Annotated in this window: 21 protein-coding genes; 13 read left to right on the top strand and 8 right to left on the bottom strand. The window is 64.1% G+C overall.

From position 1 onward, the window contains the following. The first annotated feature begins 1 nt into the window (after window position 1). From MRBLMS1_RS12260 to MRBLMS1_RS12270, 3 genes are read left to right on the top strand one after another with little or no spacing between them, the layout of a single operon-like run. Window positions 2-976, top strand: coding sequence for an HlyD family secretion protein (locus tag MRBLMS1_RS12260; protein WP_485879574.1), 975 nt, complete (start codon window positions 2-4; stop codon window positions 974-976). Window positions 977-982: 6 nt separating this feature from the next. Further along, window positions 983-2,164: an ABC transporter permease gene (locus MRBLMS1_RS12265; RefSeq protein ID WP_485879575.1), complete on the top strand. Its 1,182-nt coding sequence runs from the start codon at window positions 983-985 to the stop codon at window positions 2,162-2,164. After that, window positions 2,161-3,309 (top strand): ABC transporter permease, encoded by a 1,149-nt coding sequence (locus MRBLMS1_RS12270; RefSeq protein ID WP_485879576.1) that lies wholly within the window; start codon window positions 2,161-2,163, stop codon window positions 3,307-3,309. Before MRBLMS1_RS12265 ends, MRBLMS1_RS12270 begins: the two co-directional genes overlap by 4 nt. A gap of 59 nt (window positions 3,310-3,368) precedes the next feature. Here the strand turns inward: MRBLMS1_RS12270 and MRBLMS1_RS12275 are convergent, their stop codons facing one another. Continuing rightward, the gene (locus MRBLMS1_RS12275; protein WP_485879577.1) at window positions 3,369-4,232 is read right to left on the bottom strand and encodes a LysR family transcriptional regulator; all 864 of its coding nucleotides are present in this window, start codon (window positions 4,230-4,232) and stop codon (window positions 3,369-3,371) included. A 99-nt stretch (window positions 4,233-4,331) separates the two neighbouring features. Here MRBLMS1_RS12275 and MRBLMS1_RS12280 point away from each other — a divergent pair, with 99 nt between their 5' ends. The 9 genes from MRBLMS1_RS12280 to MRBLMS1_RS12320 all read left to right on the top strand — a co-directional run bounded on the left by MRBLMS1_RS12280 (window position 4,332) and on the right by MRBLMS1_RS12320 (window position 13,735). Continuing rightward, entirely contained in the window at window positions 4,332-5,189 is an 858-nt protein-coding gene (locus MRBLMS1_RS12280; RefSeq protein ID WP_485879578.1) for an alpha/beta fold hydrolase, read from the top strand. After that, window positions 5,186-5,791 carry a glutathione S-transferase gene (locus MRBLMS1_RS12285; RefSeq protein ID WP_485879579.1) on the top strand — a complete coding sequence of 202 codons (606 nt, stop codon included), beginning with the start codon at window positions 5,186-5,188 and terminating at the stop codon, window positions 5,789-5,791. Before MRBLMS1_RS12280 ends, MRBLMS1_RS12285 begins: the two co-directional genes overlap by 4 nt. A 74-nt stretch (window positions 5,792-5,865) precedes the next feature. Continuing rightward, entirely contained in the window at window positions 5,866-7,446 is a 1,581-nt protein-coding gene (locus tag MRBLMS1_RS12290) for an AAA family ATPase (RefSeq protein WP_485879580.1), read from the top strand. Then, window positions 7,443-7,910: a hypothetical protein gene (locus MRBLMS1_RS12295; RefSeq protein WP_139092402.1), complete on the top strand. Its 468-nt coding sequence runs from the start codon at window positions 7,443-7,445 to the stop codon at window positions 7,908-7,910. The genes MRBLMS1_RS12290 and MRBLMS1_RS12295 overlap by 4 nt, the downstream gene beginning before the upstream one ends. Window positions 7,911-7,919: 9 nt before the next feature. Then, window positions 7,920-8,891, top strand: coding sequence for a hypothetical protein (locus MRBLMS1_RS12300; protein ID WP_485879581.1), 972 nt, complete (start codon window positions 7,920-7,922; stop codon window positions 8,889-8,891). Then, complete coding sequence (locus tag MRBLMS1_RS12305) at window positions 8,888-10,645, top strand: VWA domain-containing protein (protein WP_485879582.1); 1,758 nt, start codon at window positions 8,888-8,890, stop codon at window positions 10,643-10,645. The genes MRBLMS1_RS12300 and MRBLMS1_RS12305 overlap by 4 nt, the downstream gene beginning before the upstream one ends. A gap of 83 nt (window positions 10,646-10,728) precedes the next feature. Beyond that, a complete protein-coding gene (locus MRBLMS1_RS12310) occupies window positions 10,729-11,322 on the top strand; it encodes a hypothetical protein (RefSeq protein ID WP_485879583.1) in 594 nt (197 codons plus the stop codon). Then, window positions 11,319-12,698 (top strand): phenylacetate--CoA ligase family protein, encoded by a 1,380-nt coding sequence (locus tag MRBLMS1_RS12315; RefSeq protein ID WP_485879584.1) that lies wholly within the window; start codon window positions 11,319-11,321, stop codon window positions 12,696-12,698. Before MRBLMS1_RS12310 ends, MRBLMS1_RS12315 begins: the two co-directional genes overlap by 4 nt. Then, on the top strand, window positions 12,695-13,735 hold the full coding sequence (locus MRBLMS1_RS12320; protein WP_485879585.1) for an AAA family ATPase: 1,041 nt from the start codon (window positions 12,695-12,697) through the stop codon (window positions 13,733-13,735). Before MRBLMS1_RS12315 ends, MRBLMS1_RS12320 begins: the two co-directional genes overlap by 4 nt. 77 nt (window positions 13,736-13,812) lie before the next feature. On the opposite strand, the gene MRBLMS1_RS12325 is transcribed toward MRBLMS1_RS12320, so the two are convergent. Next, window positions 13,813-14,370: a TetR/AcrR family transcriptional regulator gene (locus MRBLMS1_RS12325; protein WP_485879586.1), complete on the bottom strand. Its 558-nt coding sequence runs from the start codon at window positions 14,368-14,370 to the stop codon at window positions 13,813-13,815. A gap of 165 nt (window positions 14,371-14,535) precedes the next feature. Here MRBLMS1_RS12325 and MRBLMS1_RS12330 point away from each other — a divergent pair, with 165 nt between their 5' ends. Then, complete coding sequence (locus MRBLMS1_RS12330; RefSeq protein WP_485879587.1) at window positions 14,536-15,345, top strand: SDR family NAD(P)-dependent oxidoreductase; 810 nt, start codon at window positions 14,536-14,538, stop codon at window positions 15,343-15,345. Here MRBLMS1_RS12330 and MRBLMS1_RS12335 read toward each other — a convergent pair. The 6 genes from MRBLMS1_RS12335 to malE form a co-directional block, all read right to left on the bottom strand. Then, window positions 15,342-16,628, bottom strand: a complete 1,287-nt coding sequence (locus MRBLMS1_RS12335) for an O-acetylhomoserine aminocarboxypropyltransferase/cysteine synthase family protein (protein WP_139092394.1) — start codon at window positions 16,626-16,628, stop codon at window positions 15,342-15,344. The two genes, MRBLMS1_RS12330 and MRBLMS1_RS12335, sit on opposite strands and share 4 nt — an antisense overlap. A 93-nt stretch (window positions 16,629-16,721) precedes the next feature. After that, window positions 16,722-17,633, bottom strand: coding sequence for a carbohydrate kinase family protein (locus MRBLMS1_RS12340; RefSeq protein ID WP_139092393.1), 912 nt, complete (start codon window positions 17,631-17,633; stop codon window positions 16,722-16,724). Continuing rightward, window positions 17,630-19,264, bottom strand: coding sequence for an alpha-amylase family glycosyl hydrolase (locus MRBLMS1_RS12345; RefSeq protein WP_485879588.1), 1,635 nt, complete (start codon window positions 19,262-19,264; stop codon window positions 17,630-17,632). Before MRBLMS1_RS12345 ends, MRBLMS1_RS12340 begins: the two co-directional genes overlap by 4 nt. Before the next feature lies 1 nt (window position 19,265). Next, a complete protein-coding gene (gene malG / locus MRBLMS1_RS12350) occupies window positions 19,266-20,156 on the bottom strand; it encodes a maltose ABC transporter permease MalG (RefSeq protein ID WP_034757081.1) in 891 nt (296 codons plus the stop codon). Between the two features lie 9 nt (window positions 20,157-20,165). After that, complete coding sequence (gene malF / locus MRBLMS1_RS12355; protein ID WP_072454706.1) at window positions 20,166-21,677, bottom strand: maltose ABC transporter permease MalF; 1,512 nt, start codon at window positions 21,675-21,677, stop codon at window positions 20,166-20,168. A 162-nt stretch (window positions 21,678-21,839) separates the two neighbouring features. After that, a complete protein-coding gene (gene malE, locus MRBLMS1_RS12360) occupies window positions 21,840-23,060 on the bottom strand; it encodes a maltose/maltodextrin ABC transporter substrate-binding protein MalE (protein ID WP_051991836.1) in 1,221 nt (406 codons plus the stop codon). Window positions 23,061-23,066 lie beyond the last annotated feature (6 nt).

The raw sequence follows: 23,066 nt of genomic DNA on the forward strand, positions 1-23,066 counted from the left end.
AATGAGTACCTCCAAAAAACCATTGGCCATCGGCGCCGCCGTCATTGTTCTTGCCTTCGTCGGCTGGGGCTTGTACCAGGCATTCCAGCCGCAGCGCCTGCCTTTGCAGGGACAGATGGATGCGCAGGAAGTCAATGTCTCGTCGAAAGTGCCGGGCCGGGTGGGCGAGCTGTACGTCAAACTGGGCCAGACGGTGCCAAAAGGTGAGCTGCTGTTCCAGCTGACGAGCCCGGAAGTGGATGCGAAGATCGCTCAGGCGACGGCCGCCACGCAAGCGGCCGATGCCGTGGCGCAAAAGGCGCAAGCGGGTGCGCGTCCGGAAGAAGTCGCGGCCGCGAAAGCCAACTGGGAGCGGGCCCAGACGGGGGCGACCATCGCCAAAACGACGTACACCCGCGTCAACAATATGTACGAGCAAGGCGTGATCGCCCAGCAGAAACGCGACGAGGCGCAAGCGCAATGGCGCGCCGCCGACCAGCTGGCGCAGGCTGCCCGCGCGCAATATGACATGGCGCAAAAGGGCGCCCGTCCGGAAGACAAGACGGCCGCCGCCGCCCAGGCGCGCCAGGTGGGCGCCGTGCTGACGGAAGCGCAGATCGCCCTGGCCGAAACAAAGATCGCCGCGCCTGTAGCGGGCCAGGTCAGCAAGATCCAGATACAGCCGGGTGAACTGGCGCCGCAAGGTTTTCCCGTGATCACCCTGGTGAACCTCGATGACGCCTGGGCCGTGCTGCAAGTGCGCGAAGATGAAATGGCCGCGTTTGGCATGGGCAGCACCCATACGGCCAATGTGCCGGCGCTGAAACAGCAACTGAGTTTCAAGGTCAGCTCCGTGGCCGTGCTGCCGGACTTCGCCACGTGGCGCGCTGCACGTCCGGGCGGCACGGATTTGCGCACGTTTGAAATCCGCTTGCGTCCCGCCATCAAGGTCGAGGGTTTGCGCCCGGGCATGTCGGTCGTGTTTCCACCGCTCTGATACTAGATGAACGAAGCGGATAAAGAGCCGGTTTCGGCGCTGGCACGCGAGTGGCGACGCTTGCGCGGCGACTTCTGGGACTTTGGCATGCTCAGCTGGATTCCGGTCGTGCTGTGCGGCATGCTGTGGCTGGTGTTTTCCGCCGGCATCGCGCGCGACTTGCCCATCGTCGTCATCGACAACGATAACTCCACCTTGTCGCGCCAGCTCACGCGCTGGCTCGACGCCTCGCCCGGTGTCCAGGTGGTGGCGAAAGTGGCGTCCAGCGACGAAGCCTTGCATCGCTTGCGCGAGCGCACGGCGTTTGGCTACCTGCTGATCCCGAACGATTTCGAGCAGAAATTACTGGGCGGACGCCAAGCCACCGTGCAATGGCTGTACAACGCGCAATTTTCCTCGCACGCGGGTGCCTTGCTGCGCGACGTGCGCACGGTCAGCACGACCTTGTCTGCCGGCATCAAGATGACGGCGCGCGCGAAAAAAGGCATGTCGGGCGTGCAGGCGGCCGCCCAGTTCGAACCGATACGCACGACCTTGAACAGTTTGTACAACGAAAACATCAGCTATGAAGCGTTCCTGACCCTGGCCCTGATGCCGGCCATGCTGCAGATTTTCATCGTCGTCGCCATCGTCACGAGCATAGGACGCGAGTTGCGCGACGGCACGGTGCCGCAATGGCTGGCCTCGGCCGATGGCAGCTGGCTGCGCGCCATCGGCGCCAAGCTGCTGTTTCCCCTCATCGCCTACTGCGCGCTGGCGCTGCTGTACTTGCTGATCTTCAGTCTGGCGCGTGGCTGGGCCGTGGCGGGCAGCTTGCCGGCTTTGCTGTTGAGCATGCTGCTGCTGGTACTGGCCTATTGCGGCCTGGCCACCTTGCTGATCGCCGCCACTTTGTCTCTGCGTCTGGCCCTGTCGGGCGCGGCCTTCATCACGGCGCCGGCGTTCGCGTTTGCGGGCCAGGCTTTTCCCTTGATGGCCATGCCGGCGCTGGCGCGCGCTTGGGCGGAAGCCTTGCCGCTCACGCATTATCTGCAATTGCAAACGAAGTACTGGCTGGCCGGCGCGCCGTGGCGCTATGGCGTGCAGGAAATGCTGATCTTGGCCGGTTTTGCCATCGGCTGCGGCGCCATCGGCGCCTTCCTGCTGGCGCGCCGCGCGAATGCGCCTGCCGCCTGGGGGCGCACATGATGTGGTCTGCGTTTACCTCCACCTGGCGCGCCATGCTGACGGACAAGGGCGCGCTGACCTTGCTGTTCATCGGCGGCATCATCTATTCCTTCTTCTATCCTTTGCCGTACTCGACGGAAATCGTCCAGCGCGTGCCCGTGGCCGTCGTCGACCAGGATCGCAGCGCCATGTCGCGCCAGTTGACGCGCTTTGCCATGGCCCATCCGTCGCTGCAGGTGATCGCCGTCACGCCGGACCTGCCCGTGGCGCAGGACCTGCTGTGGCGCGACAAGGTCATGGGCGTGCTGATCATTCCCGACGGCTTGCAGACGGACGTGCTGGCCGGCCGCGCCGCCCACGCGCAAGTGGCGGGCAATGGCTTGTATCTGATGCTCAATAAGGTGGCCTTGAACGGCCTGGCCGAAGTGGTGGGCACGGTGTCGGCTGGTATCGAATTGAAACGTCTGGGGGCGGGTACGCCATCGGGCATCCAGGCCAATGCGCAGCGCTCGCCCATCGCCTTTGACGCCGTGCCCCTGTTTAACGTCAAGGAAGGCTATGGCGCCTATGTCGTGCCCGGCGTGGCGACCTTGATCGTGCAGCAGACCTTGCTGATCGGCATGACCATGCTGTTCGGCACCTGGTACCAGCGCAAGAGTTTCCCTGTGGCGGGCAAGCGCACGGCGGGTGGATATATGGGCATGCTGCTGGCGTTTGCTTGCGTGGCTTTCCTCAACTGCTGCTATTTCTTCGGCTTTGTCTTCTGGTTCCAGGATTACCCGCGTGGCGGCAACTTTGGCGGCATGCTCCTGCTGCTGGTACTGTTTTCGCTGGCGGAAGCGGCTTTCGGCATGCTGCTGGGCATGTTGTTCCGCACGCGCGAGCGGGGTACGCAGCTGATGATCGCCACCTCGATGCCCGTGCTGTTCCTCGCGGGCCTGACCTGGCCCGTGTCGTCCATGCCCGTCGTGCTGCAATGGCTGCGCTGGCTGCTGCCATCGACGGCCGGCATCCAGGGCTTTGTCGCGCTCAACCAGATGGGGGCCTCGCTGTATGAAATCCGCCATGAAGTGGCGGGCTTGCTGGCCTTGCTCGTGGCCTGCGTGGCGCTGGGCTGGTGGCGCTGGCGCGCCGAGGCGCCAGCGCCCGTCATCCAGCAAGGATGAGCATGAAACCAGGGAAAGAGCTGGAGCCCCAACTGCCGCATCGTTAGCGACGGGCTCCATCACGCTTTCTGCAATGCCGCCAGCAGCAGCTGGCAAAAACCGTCACGCACCGGGTCGGGCAAGTTGTCATTGGCCCGCAGCAGGCTGTCGACGCGAGGCAGCGGTGCCAGCCGTTCCAGTGCCGCGTGCCGGTGCACGCCCGGGCCCAAGTTGCGTTCATTGACCACCGCCATGCCCAGGCCGGCGGCAATCGCGGTCAGCATGCCCGCCACCGATGGGCATTCCAGGCCCACGCTCCAGGCCATGCCGGCCTGGCCCAGCTTTTCTTCGGCCAGCCGGCGGTAAAAACAGTGCGGCCCGTAGGTGATCAGCTTGACGGTCTCTCCCGGCAAAGCCTGCTCTGCCGTGGCTGCGCACCAATGCAGCGTTTCTGTCCATAACAGCGTGTCGCCCGGCGCCGCCTTGCCGGCAAAATCCTGGTGCAAAATCACATCAAGCACGCCGTCGGCAAAGCGTTCGCGCAATACCTGGCTTTGCTCCACCACCAGTTGCACATCGACCTTGGGGTGGTGATGCGAGAACTGCGACAGCACCGCGCACACGTCGGCCAATGAAATCTGCTCCGTCACGCCGATGCGCAGCCGGCCTTGCATCGCCGATGGCGAAAAATGGGCGACGGCGTCATCGTGGGCGTCGAGTATGTTGAGCGCATGCCGCAGCAGCACGGCTCCCTGGTCGGTCGTGCCAAACAGCCCGCCGCTGCGCGCCAGCAGCTGGCAATCGAGCTGCTGCTCGAGCCGCTTGATTTTCCAGCTGACGGCCGACTGGCTCAGATGGAGCAGGCTGGCGGCCTGGCTCATGCTGCCGGTTTGTACCACTGCCCTGAACACACGCAGGGCGTCGACGGATAGACGTAAATTCATGGGTTATGACAAAAGTTGGATTAAAAGTAAAAAGAATGTCACTGGCGTCATGTTCAGTCTAGCCTTAGCCTGCAGGTTCTGCAAACAAAAGGACATCTGATGACGAGTCAAGAATCGCTGTTGAATGGCCACGCCCTGATCCACGGCCAGCGTATCGCCACCGGCATCCATGGCGCAGGCGCGCCGCTGGTGCTGGTGCATGGCACGCCGGCGCACAGCATTATCTGGCGCGAACTGGTGCCGCTGTTCGTCGATGCCGGTTTCCACGTGCACCTGTATGACTTGCTGGGCTTCGGACGATCCGAGCGGCCCGTCGAGGCCGATACCTCGGTAGCGGCGCAGGTGACCGTGCTGGCGGCCTTGCTCGACCACTGGCAACTGCCGACCACCCACTTGTTCGGCCACGATATCGGCGGCGCCATTGCGCTGCGCCTGGCGTTCGACCATGCGGCGCGCCTGCGCAGCTTGAGCATCGCCGACGCGCCCAGCTACGATTCCTGGCCATCGCCTACCTGGAAGCATCTGCGCGATGACTTCGCCCGGTGTGCGTTGATGCCGGCCAGCGAGCATCGCGCCACGATGGCGCGCCAGCTGGGCATGGCCGTTTTTCACAAGGACAGGATGCAGGGCGAGCTTCTGCGGTGTTACCTGAAGCCGCTGTGCGGCGTGGTGGGCCAGCCCTCGTTTTACCAGCACCAGGTGGCGCACTATAACGCCTGCTATACGATGGACTTTACCGAAAAACTGCCGCAGTTGACCTTGCCGGTACAGGTCTTATGGGGCCGGCAGGACGAGTGGCAGCCGGTCGCTTATGGCCATCGCCTGCAGCGCGATATTCCCGGCGCCACCTTGCACCTGTTTGACGAGGCCGGGCACTTCCTGATGGAAGATGCGCCAGCGGCCGTCGCGGCACAAGTGATCGCGTTTATTCATCAGATGGAGAGGAGGGGGCCATGATATTGATCGGAATGCTCGATTCGCCTTACGTCAGGCGCGTTGCCATTGGCATGAAAGTGCTGGGCCTGGAACATGAACACCGGCCCTTGTCGGTGTTTTCCGATTTCGACCAGGTACAAGCGATCAATCCTGCCGTCAAAGTGCCGACCCTGGTCACCGGCGACGGCCAGGTGCTGATGGACTCGACCCTGATCCTCGCATATCTGGAGGAGCTGGCCGCGCATGCGTCCCGCATCAGGCCGGAGCCGGAGCCTGCACGCCTGCGCGCGCTGTGCCACACCAGCTATGCTTTGGCGGCATGCGACAAAGCCGTGCAGATCGTCTATGAGCGGCGCTTGCGCCCGCAGGAAAAGCAGCACCAGCCCTGGCTGGACCGGATCCAGCTGCAGTTGCATGGGGCCTGGCGGCAGCTGGAAGCGTCATTGCGCGAAGAGGCGCCGGACTGCCTGAGTATGGCCGGCATCACCGTTGCGGTGGCCTGGAGTTTTGCTCAGCAGATGGTGCCCGACGTGATGGCGGCCAGCGACTGTCCGGCCGTGGCCGCGCTGACGGCGCTGGCCGAGCGGCAGCCGGTGTTTCTGGCTACGCCGATGGCGGGCTAATCTGCTTTCATCCGAACCGGTAATTGCAGGCGGCTTGTGCAATAATTTCATTTCCTTAACGGAAGAGTATTGCCATGCCGTCTTTTAATCTGTTCCAGCGCCTGTCCCAGGCCCCCACCAAACCCAAGTCCGCGCCCGTTGCGCGGCAGTTCGACGTGGCGGACCTGTACCAGGGACCCATCGCGCTGGGAGCGGAAGGCGAGGCGCAGGCGCGGCCTTTCGATGAAAAGCTGCGCCAGGCCTACTTCTGGATCGTCAACCACGCCATCATCAGTCCCCATTACGACATCGAGTACAACGATGGCCCGTCGCAGACGTATTCCGTGGGCGACAGCCGGCGCACCCTGAATCTGCCGTCGGCGCAAAGCTATTCGAGCTTCATTTTGCTGCCGCTGCTGACGTTTGCTACGCGCCGCAAATGCCTGTTCGTTGGCGGGCCTGGACGGGGCAAGACGGCCAGCGCCCTGTTGATGGGCGTGCTGGCCGGCTCCACCGTCAAGGAAGTCAAACGCGCCATGCAGCATGGCCATCCGCAGATGACGGTGGCCGACTTGCTCGGCAATCCGCTGCCGGCCGATCTGGTCAACGCGCAAAGCATGGACGATATCCGCATCGCCTGGCGCGCCTGGCTGGGCATGCGCGTGAAAATCGTCGATGAATACAACCGCATCCCCACGCGCACGCAAAGCGCGCTGCTCACCGTCATGGGCGACAATTATGCGGAAGTGCTGAACCATATTTACGAATGTCCGGAGGCTGCCTGGTATCTGACGGCCAACGACGACCAGGGCGGCGGCACCTACCAGGTGATCGAGGCGCTGCGCGACCGGGTCGACGTGACGGTGCAGGCGCTGGCCTTCAACCCGCGCTTCCTGAACGAATTGCTGCTGCGCGTGGAAGAAAACGTGCGCCCCGAAGAATTGGTGCCGCCCGATATCATCTTCACGGAAGGGGAGGTGGACCAGATCGGCGAAGCGATCCGCCAGGTGGGCATACCCGACGAAGTGCGCCGGCGCCTGGAATTCTTCGCCAGCCAGTTCGAGCTGTTCGAGACGGCCGGCGGCCAGTTCGAATACATGACCAAGGACACGGCCCGCCTGGCCGGCGCCGACCGGGGGCAGGCGCAGGCCGCCGACAATGGGCGTGACCGTCTGAAAGACCTCGGTTGCCAGACCCTGAACGGCATCTCCGTGCGCACCTTGATGGCGCTCATGATCTACGCCAAGGCCATGGCTTACTTCCGCGGCAATGGCGAGGTGGAACTGGAAGACTTGCGCCAGGTGCTGCCATTCGTCCTGCATAACAAGCTGCAGCCGGACCCGGACGCGCCATTTTTCGCGCTGCCGGAAAACGCCGCCTACCGCAGCGACAGGCTGGGCTGGCTGCGCCGTTTGTTCGATCTGTCGAACGATGAATTCAACCGCCTGGACCTGGACCGCGACGATCCTGTCGGCGTGCTGTCGGCCGAATTCGACCTTGGCCTCGACGGCGTCAGCGAACGCGAAACCCTGGCGCGTTTGAACCGCATCGAAAAGCTGATCGCCGAACGCACGAAAGGAAGAAAACTATACGGTCCCCTGTACGACGACCTGTTGAAACTCAAGTACCTGCACCAGCGCTATACCAACTACCGCAGCTGGCTGCGTTCGCAATGAGCGTCCTGCGTTGTCAAGGCTTCCTGGAAGCGCTGGCCCTGCTCAATGGCGAAGCCAGTGACCTGTGCGCGAGCTACGAGTTGCAGCGCCTGCCCGATGCACCCGATCTCTCCACGGCGCTGGGCTTGCGCGTCGAAGACTATGCCTTGCACGTCATCGCACCCGCGCGCGACTTGCCGGCCGCCCTGTGGCATATCCACGCGGCGCCGTGCGCGCGCGCGGAATTGGAACAAGTGTGCCAGCGCTGGTTTTTCTCGTCGCGGCACATGCAGGCGGCACCACCGGGGCGCTTCCGCGCGCAGCTGGTGGCCGCCTTCCTCGAGTCGCTCGACGACGCGCTCGGTGGATTTTCCCTGCACGCCGTGACGATGACGCCACCAATGTGGTACGCAATCCACTGGGACGAGATCGCGTTCGAGCGCGATGGCGAACGCTATCTGCTGCACTTTTCGCACAGCGACTGACGGGCCGCGATGATTTCTCCTGCTTTTGCCTCGATACTTGCCAGCGGCCGCGCCCAGTTCAATGCGCGCGCGGCGGAAGCGCGCCGGCGTTTTCCCTCGCTCGACATGGCCGCCTTCGGCGCCTTCTTGCACGACGGCGTCGATCCGCTGGTGCTGGGCGTGGCCGCTGCCGCACCCGAGCGCGTGGGCGGCGTCACGCTGGCCGCCTACGACATGGCACTGGAACTGGTGGGCCATGGCCTGGCCGGCCCGGCCGCGAAAAATACCTTCTTGAATACCGTGTGGCGCGAACTGGCGCCGCTGTTTGCTCCGTTGCTGGTCACCGCGCCTGTCGACGTGCTGGGCATGCTCAGCAACGCCGCCATCCACCTTGGCGCCTTGGCCGGGGCGCGGCCCGCGCAGTGGCAGGCCGGGATGGCTGCCGTGGCGCCGCAAGTGGGCAGCGTCGCGCAGCTGCGCGCCGTGGGCCAGGTGCTGGCCTGGCGCGCTGGCGTCGCGCATTTCCGCCAGGGCGCGCTGGCCGCCGCCGACACCTTGCCACCGGCGCTGGCGCTGGCCGCGTTTGACGAGCCGGGTGCGCAATGGCCGCAGGTGCATGCCCAGTTGCTGGACTATCCCTGGCGCGGCAATGCCGAGGGCAGGGAGTTCGGCAGCTTCAGCGGCCTCGGTGGCGATTTCGGCACGCCGCCGCAAGTGCGCGCAACAAACGACGGTTTTGTCGTGCGCAGCGCCGAGCGCCATTACCTGCTGGTGGCCGACGCCTATGGCGCCGTGCTGCACAGCGCCACGGCGCAGGAGTATGAACAGGCCACTACCGGCATGCCATCGTCCGTGCGCCTCGATGGGGCCACCGTGCACGTCGGCGCGCGCAGCATCGCGCTCGACCTGCCGGCCGGTGACATCGCCATCGCCGCGAATGCGCATACGCTGGCCATTACTTCACCGTGGACGCACGCGATCCGCCTGTTGCCGCTCGCATGAAGACGACCGCCGATACCGCGCTGATTGATAGCTGGCGCGCCGCCTGGCCCGAGGCCCTGGCCGTGTGGAGCAAATTTACGCGCTTGCGCGACCCGAACCTGTGCGCCAGCCGTGTCGAAGCCAGCAAGCAGGGCTTGTCCGGCAGTTTCGCCATGATCCGGCTGCTCGATCAGAGCGTCGTGGTGGACTTGCCGCTGGTGACGGAGCTGGGCCTGGACGACTATGCGCTGGAAGTGCTCGCCCATGAAATCGGCCACCACATCCTCGCGCCGGGCAGCGCCAGTGACCAGTTCCGCCTGCTGGCGCGCATGCGCCGTGCCTTGCCCACCCTGGAGCAGCACGCGCCCATGGTGGCCAATCTGTACACGGACCTGTTCATCAACGACCGTTTGCAGCGCCAGGCGAACCTGCGCATGGCCGACATCTACCGCAAGCTGGAGCAGGGACGCACTGTGGAAGCCAAGGCCAGCGGCGGTGTATGGACCTTGTACATGCGCATCTATGAAAACCTGTGGCAGCTGGAAAAGGGTGAGCTGGGCGGCGGCGAGGCCGACGAGCGGCTGGACACGGATGCCTGGCTCGGTGCGCGCCTGATCCGCGTCTACGCGAACGACTGGATGCTGGCGGCAGGCCGCTTCGCCACCTTGCTGCTGCCTTACCTGGTCGAGGATACGGATGCATTGAGCCCGAGCCGCTATCTGCTCGACACGCGCGATGCGGCCCGTGGCTGCCAGACGTATGGCGCGCAGCAGATCGAGGATGACGAAGAGGACGGCGCCATCCATCCTGTGCACGACAAGCGCATCTCGGGTCTCGATGGGGATGAGCCGCCTGCCGAGGCGCCGGCCAGGCAGGGCGGCGGCCAGCTGCGCGAACCGTTCGAGCTGGGCGACATTCTAAAGGCGTCGGGCGTGAACCTGAGCGACCATGAAATCGCCATCCGCTACTACCGCGAGCGGGCCTTGCCGCACCTGGTGGCGTTCCCCAGCCGCCCCGCGCCCGAATCGCAGGAGCCGCAGATGGAAGGGCTGGAACCGTGGGAAATCGGCGACCCGCTGGAAGACATCGACTGGCTGCAATCGGTGATGCAGTCGCCGCGCCCCGTGCCGGGCGTGACCACCGTGCGCCGCGTGTATGGCCGCGAACCGGCGCGCGCCATCGATGCCGTGCCCGTCGACCTCGATATGTACGTGGACAGTTCCGGCTCCATGCCGAACCCGCAGGCCCATACTTCGTTTTTGACACTGGCTGGCGCCGTCATCGCGCTATCGGCCTTGCGCGCCGGCGCGAAAGTGCAGGTGACCCTGTGGAGCGGCAAGAGCGAAGTGATGCAAACGCCGGGTTTCGTGCGCGATGAAGACATGATCCTGGGCGTGCTGACGGAATTTTTTGGCGGCGGCACCTGCTTTCCCATCCACCGCCTGCGCCAGACCTATGCGGCAAAGCGCGAACGGCCCGCGCACATTCTGATGATTTCCGACGACGGCATCACCACCATGTTCGACAACGATGAGCTGGGCAACAGCGGCTGGGATATCTCGGCGAAAGCGCTGGCCCAGGGCGGCGCGGGCGGCACCATGGCCCTGAACCTGGAGCGCGAATGGGAGGGCACGGCGGCCAACAAGTGGCTGCAGAAAACCTATGACGATTTAAAGCGCGCGCGCCGCGAGCAGGGCTGGGACATCCACGCCGTCGAGCGCTACGAGGACTTGCTGGACTTTGCGCGGGCGTTCAGCCGGCGCCACTATGTTTAAATCCGGGGTCAGACCCGCCGGGTCTGACCCCAGCCTTTGCTTTTGGGGCTAAATTTGCGCATCACTGTATTAAGAAAAGGCCCATGAATATCTCTGGTCCCCACCTCGAAATATTAACCCACCGCCTGGCCGATACGCCCGTCGAATTCCTCGCCGAGCCCCGCATCGCCGGCGTCGCCAATGCGCAGGCCGTGGCCGTTGCCGCGCTGGTCAACGACATTTTGCTGCTGCATGGCGCCCGTGCGCCGGCCGCGTCCCTGCACGGGTTTATCGGCGCGCAAGTGAAGGCGGACCGCAACCGGCTGGCGCTGGCCATGATCGTGTGCTGGCTGCTGGCCGACGACTGGTTCACCGGCCAGCAGTTGCCGCAGCCGGCCTTGCTGCAGGTGCTGGGCGAGGCGGCGCGCGAACTGGCGGCCGCCACGCCGGCCCACCAGTTCACGCAAGACCCCGAGCGGCGCGAGGAACTGGCGCGCATCGTGCTGGCGCGCCTGGGCTTTCGACCGCGCGACGAAAGCATGGCGCAGGCGACGGACAGATTGTCGGCCATCAGCGGCACGGAACGCCGACGCCTGCTCGAAGCGAGCCGGCTGGCCGAGCAGCGCGCGCGCGAAATCCGCGAAGCGCTGGCGAAAAAGGCGGCCGAGGAATCGGCCGACAAGTGGTCGCGCGAATGACGCTCGCTGGCAAACCTGACGTCAACCTGCCTGGCGGCGCCTGGGAATCGGACCGCGACTACTGTCCCACCCTGACACCGGCCGGCGCGCGCATGCTCGCGCACTTGCGCAATCATCCTAGCGCCCCTGTCTACCGCAACCGCAGCGGCAACAAGCTGCTGGCAGCGGAGGTCGAATCACTGCGCGCCTACGAGCAGGAAGTCATGGACGCGGTAGTCGCTTGGGGCGCCGATGCGCCGCCACCCTGGCTGTCGGATTTTCTTAGGACGGTCTACGCCACGGTGCCCCATTACCGCGCCTGCGGCTCGCCACCCGCGCGCCTTGTGGACGTGGCGCCCATCAGCCGCGCCGAACTGGCGCACGACATCGCCGCCTTCGTGCCCGACGATGCGGACCTGGCGCGCATGATCAATTTCCAGACGACGGGCACCACGGGCCACCCGCTGCTGATCGCTTCGCACCCGCTGGTGGCGGGGCGCTACCTGGCCTTCCACAAGCGCGCGCTGCGCCGCTTCGGCGTGACCTTGCGCCATGGGGCGGGACAGGTGGGCGTGATGCTGCTGGGGCACCAGCGCCGCTGCTTCACTTATGTTTCCGTCACGCCCACCATGAACGAATCGGGCCTGGCGAAGATCAATCTGCACGTGGACGACTGGCGCGACCCGGACGACCGCGCGCGCTACCTCGATGCCATGGCGCCCGAGCTGATCGCGGGCGACCCCATCTCGTTTGCCGAACTGCTGACCCTGCCCATGACGCACAAGCCGGCCGCGCTGATGTCCGTGTCGATGATGCTGTTGCCCGGCATGCGCGCACGCCTGGAAGCGCGTTTTGGTTGTCCCGTGCTCGATATCTATTCGCTCAATGAAGTGGGGCCCGTCGCCGTCTACGACGAACAGGCGGGCGGCCATGTGCTGCTGCAGCACCGGCTGTACGTGGAAATCCTCGATGGCGCGGGCCAGCCCGTGCCTGACGGTGCGCGCGGCGAAATCACGGTGACGGGCGGCTTCAATTTCTGCCTGCCCCTCGTGCGCTACCGCACGGGCGATTACGCTTCGCTGGCGCATGGCCCGCACGGCCCCGTCCTGGTGGGGCTGGCGGGACGCAGCCCTTTGCGCTATCGCACTATCAACGGCGAATGGATCAATAATATCGACATCACGCATGCCTTGAAACCGCTGGCCATCGCTCTGTTCGGCGTGCATCAGCATGGCGACGGCGCCATCGCGCTGCGCCTGGCACCGGGCGCCATGCCGCAGGCTGACCGGGCGCGCGCCTTGCTCGCGCCTTTTTTTGGCGCCATCACGGTCGAGACTTTGCTGGCGGAAGACAAGATCATTCAATACACCTCGGATTTGCAGGAAGCGGCAGCATGAACCTTTACAAGCGCGGCCTCGTGGTCGGCAAATTTTGCCCGCTGCACCAGGGCCACGAACTATTGCTCCATCGTGCGCAAGACGCCAGCGAAGAACTGCTGGTGGTCAGCTACACGAAACCTGAATTTCCCGGCTGCGCGCCGGCGCGCCGGGAAGGCTGGCTGCGCGCGCAGTTCCCCCAGGCGAACATCGTCGTGCTGGACGATGCGCGCCTGGCTGCGCTGTGTGCCGCGCGCGGCGTGCCTGCGCGGACCTTGCCGCACAACGATGCCGATGGAGACGCGCATCGCCACTTCATGGGCTGGCTGTGCTGGACGGTGCTGGAGCGGCCCGTCGATACCGTGTTTACCAGCGAAGATTATGGCCCCGGCTTTGCGCGGGTGCTGGAACGGCATTATGCGAGCGGGCCTGTGGCGCACGTGAGCGTGGATCAGGCGAGAACGTTGGTGCCCGTGTCCGGCACCGTGGCGCGGCAAGATCCACATGCGCACAGCGCCTTCCTGTCGCCCATCGTGCGCGCCGATTTTGTCACGCGCGTGTGCGTGCTCGGTGGCGAATCGAGCGGCAAGACGACCTTGGCGCAAGCGCTGGCGGCCCATTTCGAGACGGCCTGGGTGGCCGAGTATGGCCGCGAATTGTGGGAAAGCCAGGATGGCGTGTTGGCGTATGATGATTTGCTCAAGATCGGCCGCGAGCAGCTGCGCCGCGAAGCGCAGGCGCTGTTGGCCGCGCGGCGCTGGCTGTTTTGCGATACCTCGCCCATGACCACGTATTTCTACTGCGTCGAGATGTTCGGCAAGGCCGAACAGGAACTGGCGCAACTGGCCGAACACCGTTACGACCTGGTTCTGTTGTGCGCCCCCGACTTCCCGTTCATCCAGGACGGCACGCGCCGCGACGAGGATTTCCGCGCGCGCCAGCACGCGTGGTACCAGGCCGAACTGGCGCGCCGGGGGATCGCCTATGTCAATGTGTCAGGCATGGTCGCAGACAGGGTCGGACAAGTCGCCCAGTTGCTCGCGCGTAGGTCGGATTAGGCCCGAAGGGCCGTAATCCGACAACACCACATACGTCAACAATGTTGTCGGATTACGCGCTCGCGCGCTAATCCGACCTACGTCGTAAAAGCTGTGTTCACGGTTTTCAGGATTTCATCGGAAAACGCGTCATCATCGACGGCGCGCGCCAGCGCCACGGCGCCGACCATGGCCGACAGCATGACGATGGCGTCCTGGCGCGCGTTGCGCTTTTTCTGCCACGGAAAATGCGCTGCCAGCTTGCCGATGATGGACTTCAGGTGGAAGGTGAAGGCAGGGCGCACGGCAGGCTGCTTGCGCGCGTCGCCGGCCAGCGCCGCCAGCAGACAGCCATCGCCCGGTGCGTCGCGGTGGGCCGCGCTCACGTAATCGCGCACGTACTGGCGCATGGCTTCCGGGCTGATGGTCGCCGCATCGAGCGCCATGCGCGAATGTTCCGAGCCGTGCAGGGTGCTTTCCGCCATCAGCGCTTCCTTCGAGGCGAAGTGGTTGTAGAAGGGGCCGTGCGTGAGTCCCGTCGCCTGCATGATCTGCCCCACGCTGACACCGTCGTAACCCTTTTCACGGAATAGCCGCGCCGCCTGCGTCAGGATGCGCTGGTGCTTTTCGGCGGTTTCTTCGGCGGGATAACGCATGGCAGGCTCCTGATCGCGATTCAAAAAATAATGGTTGACATCATACATGATGTTCGTCATGCTTCAACACATTAAACATGATGACCGTCATATTTAATGTGTTGAAGCATGATGGCTGTCATGTTTGATGGCCTCAACCTACCCCATACTGAAGAAGGAATGATCATGAATGCAGTTACTACCCAAGGCACGGCCCTCATCACCGGCGCATCGTCGGGCCTGGGCGCCGTGTATGCCGACCGTCTGGCCGCGCGTGGCTTCGATTTGATCCTCGTGGCGCGCCGGGTCGAGCGCCTGGGCACCCTGGCTGCCTCGCTGGCGGAAAAATATGGCGTGGCCGTGCGCGCCATGGCGGCCGACCTGGCCGCACCGGCCGACCTGCAGCGCGTGGCCGAAGAACTGGCCGGCAACCCTGCCATCACCATGCTGGTCAATAACGCGGGTGTCTCGACCCTGGGTGCCGTGGTGGACTCGCCGCGCGAAGGCATCGCGGCGATGGACAAGGTCAACGTGGCGGCGCTGGCGCAACTGACGTACGCCGTGCTGCCGCAGTTCAAGCAGCGCAACAGCGGTACCATCATCAACATCGGCTCCGTGCTGTCCTTCCACATCCTGCCCGTCAGCACGATCTACAGCGCCACCAAGGGCTATGTGATGAATTTCACGCGGGGCTTGCAGCAGGAACTGGCCGGCACGGGCATCACGGTGCAGCTGGTGCTGCCCGCGTCGACGGCGACGGAGATCTGGGAATTGAGCGGCGTGCCGCTGTCGCAGCTGGATCAGGCTACCATCATGCGCGCGGAAGATTGCGTCGATGCGGCGCTGGCGGGCCTGGACCAGGGCGAGCTGGTGACTTTGCCTTCCGTGGAAGACCAGGCCTTGTGGGAGCAGTTCGATGCGGCCCGCCTGGCCCTGTTCGCGGGCGCGATGCGCGGCAAGCCGGCATCGCGCTATGGGGTCAAAGCCAGCGCTTAAGCGGCATTGAGCGCCTGTTCCAGGTCTTCGCGCAAGTCGTCGATATGCTCGATGCCGACGGACAGGCGCAGCATGTCTTCGGACACGCCCGCCTTGGCCAGTTCCTCGGGATTGAGCTGGCGGTGCGTGGTGGACGCCGGGTGGGTGGCCAGCGACTTGGCGTCGCCGATGTTGACCAGGCGCGTGAACAGCTGCAGGGCGTCGAGCACGCGGGCGCCTGCCGCGCGCGGATCCTCGCCAGCCGCCAGTTTCAGGCCGAAGGACAAGATGCCCGAGGCGCGCCCGTGCATGTATTTTTTCACCAGCGCGTGGTCCGGATGGTCTTCCAGGCCCGCGTAATTGACCCACGCGACCTTCGGATGCTGTTTCAGGTGCTTGGCCAGCGCCAGGGTGTTGTCGCAGATGCGGTCCATGCGCAGGGCCAATGTCTCGATGCCCTGGATCAGCTGGAAGGCGGATAGGGGCGAAATGGCCGCGCCCATGTTGCGCAGCGGGACGACGCGCGCGCGGCCGATGAAGGCGGCGGGGCCGAACGCTTCCGTGTAGACGACGCCGTGATACGACACGTCCGGCTCGTTCAGGCGCTTGAAGCGCTCCTTGTGTTCAGCCCACGGGAACTTGCCGCTGTCGACGATGGCGCCGCCCACGGTGGTGCCGTGGCCGCCCAGGTATTTGGTCAGCGAGTGGACGACGATGTCGGCGCCATGCTCTATGGGGCGGAACAGATAGGGGCTCGGCACCGTGTTATCGACGATCAGCGGGATGCCGTGCGCGTGCGCGATTTCGGCCAGCTTCGCCACGTCCGTTACGTTGCCCAGCGGGTTGCCGATCGATTCGCAGAAGATGGCCTTGGTGCGCGAGTCGATCAGGGCGGCGAAGGTCTCGGGCTGGCGCGCGTCGGCGAAGCGCACCTCGATGCCGATCTGCGGCAGGGTGTGGGCAAACAGGTTGTAGGTGCCGCCATACAGCTGGCTGGCGGAGATGAAATTGTCGCCCGCTTCGGCAATCGTCTGGATCGCATAGGTGATCGCCGCCATGCCCGAGGCCACGGCCAGCGCGGCCACGCCGCCTTCCAGCGCCGCGACGCGCTTTTCCAGCACGTCCTGCGTGGGGTTCATGATGCGCGTGTAGATATTGCCTGCCACCTTGAGGTCGAACAGGTCGGCGCCATGCTGGGCATTGTCGAAGGCGTAGGCCACCGTCTGGTAAATGGGGACGGCGGCTGCCTTGGTGGTCGGGTCGGGGGTGTAGCCAGCGTGCACGGCCAGGGTTTCGATTCTCATGTGGTCTCCGGTTTCAATAATCTGTGTGGTGAAATCCGCAGCCATTGTGCCATGCGCCCCTTGGCGCGTTGCTACGCTTGATAGAATATTAAGTCATAAGCTAGTGCGGACTTGATATAAGTCATGCAGCTCCGCCGGTCCGATGAAACGTTCATGCGTGCCATGCTGGGCGCAGGCAAACGCGCCGCCGATGGCGCCGCGGCGCATGGCGGTGTCGATGCCCGCGCCATCGAGCCAGGCGTGCAAAAAGGCGGCGACAAACGAGTCGCCGGCGCCATTCGTGTCCACCACGGGCAGCGTCAAGCCTGCCGTCGGATAGTGGCGCACTTCGCCGCTGGTGCGTTCCAGCAGGTAGGCGCCGTGCGCGCCCGCCATCGCGATCACGGCCTGCGCGCGGCCTTCCGAAATAATCGCGTGCATCACGTCGTCCCGACGCTCGCCCAGCGCCGCCGTGCTGAGGAAGACCAGGTCGGCGCGCAGTGCGAATTTCCTGTGGTGCGGGTTGACGCCATCCCAGTCGTGCAGGTCGGTCGACACCGTGGTGCCGCATACCTGCGCATCGTCAAACAGTTCGGCCACCCAGCCCATGATGGAAAAGTGCGCGTGGCGAGCCGGGCCCAGGTAGGGCAGATAGAAGGCGGCCGGCATGCGCACGTCTTCCGGATGGCGGCCGTCGTACAGCGACAGCCGGCGCCCTTGCGGATCGACGAGGTTGACGCTGCGCCGCGTGCCCGAAGGCTCGACGATGTGCGAGAAATCGAGTTTGGCTTCCTTGTAACGCTGCAGGATGGCCGCGCCTTGCGCATCGTCGCCGATGAAGTCGATGAACTTGCAGCGCAAGCCCAGCGCGTGGCAGCCGAGCGCCACGCCATTGCCAGTGTGCGCCACGTAGTCGCGGATGGGCGGCACGTGGACGGAGTCGGCGACGGGCAATTGCAGGTCGGGGACGCGCACGATGGTGTCGATGCCGGCGCCGCCGACAACCAGAATGTCATAGGTACTCATGGTGCTGCCTTTTCTAACAGGACGGTGCCGGCCGCGCTCACGGCGACGGCACCCTCCTTGACGATATAAGTTTGATGCGTGTAGGCGTCGCGCAGTTGTGTGCCATCGGCGAAGACGCCGTGCACCTTCAGTTCGAGCGCGCCTTGCGCTTCGGGCACGGCGATGACGGCGTCACCATCCATTACGCGGGCGAATGCATACGGCTTGTCGTTGATGAACCGGTGTTCGCCGCGCGCCAGGGCAGGGTGGCGCAGCCGGAACTGGCCCAGCTTGCGCGCATGCGCCAGGGTGGCCGTATCGAGCTTGTCCCAATTCATGTCGGAGCGGGTCGCCTGCTGTTCGTCGCCGATGGGCGCCGCACCAGGCTGGCGCGCGCTTTCATCGCCATAGAACAGCTGCACGCCGCCCGGCGCCAGCAGCAGGGCGGACAAGCCATGCTTCAATTGATCGCGCGGGAACAGGCTGGTGTCGTGCGACGAGATATACGACAGGATGTCGTAGCGGGGCCCCGAGGCTTTGTTCAGCAAGCCCGCGTACTGGCGGTATACGCCATCGATGCTTTTCCAGTCGCCGCCTGCGCGGTTCTGGAAATCGAAATTGATCATCGAGTCGAAGCCCGCATCATGCCAGCTGCTGCGCTCGGGGCCATGGCCCCACGCTTCGCCCGTCATCCAGAATGGTGCGTCGTCGATTTTCTGCTGCGGGTGGCGCGCCTTCCAATCCTTGAGGGCATCGGTGGCCGCCGCGCGCAGGGCCAGCCAGCTGGCCGGCTCCACGTGCTTGACGGTGTCGGCCCTGAAACCGTCGACGCCGAATTCGCGCACCCAGTCTGCCAGCCAGTGGACCAGGTAACCGCGCACGGTGGTGTCGGGCAGGGCCACGGCGCGTGTGTCGGCTTTGTGTTGCAGGATGGGCGGCAAGCCCACGGCCTTGCCGCTTTCCGTGCGGAAGTCGGGCAGGTAGGCCAGCTGCATGGTGAAATCATCTTTGCCGCCGTCCGGGTAGCCAGGCAAGCCCGCGCGCACCCAGTCCGGACCCCACCATTGCTTGAATTCGAAGTTGTTGTAGTCGATGAAGCTGTGATAGTCGCGCAGCACGGCCTTTTCGTGGCCCGGCCACAGCACGGGCACTTTGTATTCGGACAGGGTGCGCAGGTCCGCATAGCCGGGGTGGTTCAGCACCACGTCGAACAGCACGCGGATGCCTTGCGCATGGGCCGTATTGATCATTTCGCGCAACTCGTCGCGCGTGCCCATGTTGGCGTCCATCGTCGTGTAGTCGAGCGCCCAGTAGCCGTGGTAGGCGTAATGCTGGAATTGCTGCTTGCCGCCCACCACCCAGCCGTGTATCTGTTCGTACGGCGCCGTGATCCACAGGGCGTTGACGCCCAGTTCCCTGAAATAGCCGGCTTTGAGCTGCTGCGTGATGCCGGCGATGTCGCCGCCGTGGAAGCTGCCGACGTCGCCGCCTGCTGGGTCGGCGGCGCGGCCATAACTGTGGTCGTTGCCGGGATTGCCGTTGGCGAAACGGTCCGTCACGGCGAAGTAGACGATGGGATTCTCTGCAAAGCTGCCCGCTTGCGCCGGCAGGCTGACGAGCAAAGCGGCGAGGGCGGTCAGCATGGTCTTCATGTCAGCCCTTCACGCCGCCAGCCGTCAGGCCGGAGATCATCCATTTTTGCGCCAGCAGGAACACGGCCGTGATGGGCAGGCCGGACAAGATGGCTGCCGCGGCGAAGTCGCCCCACAGGTATTTTTGCTCGTACAGGAACAGCTTGGAGCCGACGGCCAGGGTCAGGTTGTTCTGCTCATGCAGCAGCACGGACGCGATCGGGTACTCGATGATGGCGCCGATGAAGGACAGCAGGAACACCACCATCAGAATGGGCACCGTCATCGGCAGCAGCACGTAGACGAAGGCCTGCCACTGCGTGGCGCCGTCGACCTTGGCCGCTTCCTCGATCTCGATGGGGATGGTTTGATAGTAGCCCTTGATGGTCCAGATATGCAGGGCGATGCCGCCCGTGTAGGCCAGCACCAGGCTGCCGTGGTGGTCGATGCCCAGCCACGGCACGTAGCTGCCCAGCACGTCGAAGATGGCGTAGATGGCCACCAGGGCCAGCACGGCGGGGAACATCTGCAGCAGCATCAGCGCGGACAGCGTCTGCGACTTGAAGCGGAACTGCATGCGCGCGAACGCATAGGCGCAAGTGGTCGACAGCAGCACGGTGACGGTGGCGCTCATGCTGGCCACCTTGATGGAATTCCACAGCCACAGCAGCACGGGGAAGTCCGGCTCGACGAGGGCGCCGTTGGGCGCCTGGTAGGACATGCCCAGCGCCAAACGCCAGTGCTCGAAGCTGATCTCGGGCGGTATCAGACTGCCCGAGGCGAAATTGCCTGGCCGCAGGGAGATTGACAAGATCATCAGGAAGGGAAACATCACCAGCGCGATCAGTGCGATCACGGCGACGTGGGCCGCCAGGATGCGCCAGCGGTTGGAACGGTCGACAACGATAGCCATGGCTGTCCTTTATGCTTTGTTCATGCGCGTCAGGCGCATGTTGACCAGCGAAATCGCGGCCACGAGGAAGAAGATCAGGGTCGAGATGGCGGCGGCCAGGCCAAAGTTCTGGCCGGAATCCTCGAACGCGATGCGGTAGGTGTAGGACACGAGCAAGTCCGTCGTGCCGGCCGGCAAGGTGGTGTCGAGGAAATCGGGACGCCCGCCCGTCAGCAAGCTGATCAGCACGAAATTATTGAAGTTGAAACCGAGGCTGGCCACCATCAAGGGCGTCAACGGCTTGATGATCAGGGGCAGGGTGATCTTGAAGAAATTCGTCAGCGGTCCCGCGCCGGCCAGGGCCGAGGCTTCGTACAGGTCCGACGGAATCGCCTTGATCAAGCCCATGCACACCACCATCATGTAAGGGTAGCCGAGCCAGGTATTGACGATCAAAATCATGGCCTTGGCCAGGGTGGTGTCCGAGAACCAGGCGGGCTTGATGCCGAACAGGGCATCGAGCACGAGGTTGATTTCGCCAAAGTTGTTGTTGAACAAGCCCTTGAAGACGAGGATGGAAATGAAACCGGGCACGGCGTACGGCAGGAACAGCAGGGTGCGGTACAGGCCGCGGAAGCGCAGCGCATCCCAGTTCAGGAGCACGGCCAGCACCATGCCCAGGCCCGTCGTCGTGGCCACGCTGATCAGGGCGAAAACGATGGTCCAGACGAAAATGCGCAGGAAGGGGCCGCGGAACGCTTCATCGGAGAAAATCTTGACGAAGTTGGCGAAGCCGACGTTCACCTTGAAGCCCGGTTCCAGTTTCGTGCCGTCCGGCATTTCATAAAAGCCCGTCTTGAAGTTCGGCGTCACCAGTTCGCCCGTGGCGATCTTTTTCAGGGTCTTGTCCGGCAGTTGCTTGTAGACGTGCGCGACGGGGCCGAATTCGCGCAAGCCCACCATGCGCAGCTCGATCTTGTTCGGCAGCACGAGGGTGAGCAGTTTCAAATCCTTTTGCAGGGCGATGATGTCCTTGATGCCCAGCGGCGCGGCCAGCACGGGCGCCTGCACGGGATCGACCGGTGCGACCTCCACGTTCAGGGGCACGGCGCGCTTCAGGGCCAGCGGCTGCGTCAAGAGCACTTCGCCCGTGTCCGGGCTTTCCAGGCGCAAGCGGTATTCCTTGTTGTCGGCATGCACGGTCATCGCATAGCCGGCGCTTTCCACCCGCTGCGTTTCGTCCAGCAAATATTGCGTGGCCCGTTCATAGGTGAGCAGGTTGCGCGAACTGAAATTGGTAAAGCCGATCGACACCGTGTACACCATCGGCAGCAGCACGAAGACGATGACCGCCGTGATGCCGGGAAACAGATAACGGTAGGCATAGGCGCGCGGCGACGTGAAGACAAACGTCGTCAGGGTCAGCAAGCCGAGGAAAACGGCGGCCAGCATGGTCTGGCCGGAAATGTACAACATGAAGAGCAGATACAGACCCAGCGCCATGCTGATGGTCAATACCGTAGGGCCGATAAACTTGCGCACGATGGATACCTGTGAAGATGGATGCTGGATGAGGGCGTTGTGGTGTAGGTCGGATTAGGCCCAAAGGGCCGTAATCCGACAACATTGTTGGCTGCACATGTCGGATTACGCGCAAGCGCTAATCCGACCTACGCGAAGTTACGTGATGCAGCGCGACATTGATTAATTCGCCGTCGTAATCCGCTTCGCCGCCGCATCGAGGCCATCCTTGGTCGTCTGGCGGCCTTGCGTGATGTTTTCCAGTGCCGATTGCATCGACGACCAGAAGCGGCCCATTTCCGGGTTGTTCGGCATCGGGCGGCCCGCTTGCGCGCTTTCCATCGTCGCCTGGATGTTCGGGTTGGCTTTCAGCTCCGCGAACAGCACCTTGTTAGCTGGCGTGCCCAGCGGGACGTCGGCGTTGATGGTTTTCAAGCCATTGAGCTGCAGCATCTGGTTTTCCAGGAATTCCGTGGCCAGGTCCTTGTTCGGGCTGGCCTTGGAAATCATCGCGCCCAGCACGCCCACGAATGGCGTAGCCGTCTTGCCTGCCACGGTAGGGATCGTTGCCACGCCGAAATTGATCTTCGACTTGCGCGCATTGTCCCACGACCATGGGCCGTTGATCATCATGGCGATCTTGCCCTGGTTGAAGCCCGCTTCCATCTCGGCATAGCCGGCGCCCTTCGGCATGGCGCCGCTGTTGATCAGGGTCATCAGCGCATTCACGCCTGCCTGCGAACCGGCATTGTTCACGCCCGTTTTCGCTGCATCGTAGCGGCCGTCGGACTTGACTTCAAACGGGAAGCCGCCGCCCGCGCCCAGCAATGGCCACGTGAAATAGGTATTCGTGTAATCCCACAGGATGGCTTTCTTGCCTTGTGCGGACAATTTCTTGTCCAGCGCGGCGATTTCCTCGAAGGTTTTTGGCGGCGTCGGCACCAGGTCCTTGTTGTAGACGAGGGCGACGGCTTCGATGGAGATCGGGTAGCCCCAGGTCTTGCCGCTCACCGTAAAGGCATTCCAGGCCAGCGGCAGGATGGCGGCGCGCGCTTCTTTGCTTGGCGTCAATGGTTGCAGCAAGCCGGCGTCGATCCAGGTGCCGATGCGGTCATGCGGCCAGATCCAGATGTCCGGGCCCTTGCCGGCGGCGGCCGCTTGCTGGAATTTGTTTGGCGCATCTTCCGGATGCTCGACGACGACCTTGATGCCCGTCTTCTTGGTGAATTCTTCGCCGACCTTGGCCAGGCCCTTGTAGCCTTTGTCGCCATTGATCCAGATCAGCAGGGTGCCTGCTTCGGCCGCGTTCGCCATGCTGACGGCGGCCAGGTTGCCGATGCCGGCCAGGGCGGCGGCGATCAGGGTGGTTTTGATGAAGCTGCGTTTCGGGTGCGTGAAGGACATGTCAAT

The organism is Massilia sp. LMS1-1-1.1 (genome assembly GCF_040815535.1).
Lineage (GTDB): Bacteria > Pseudomonadota > Gammaproteobacteria > Burkholderiales > Burkholderiaceae_D > Janthinobacterium > Janthinobacterium aestuarii.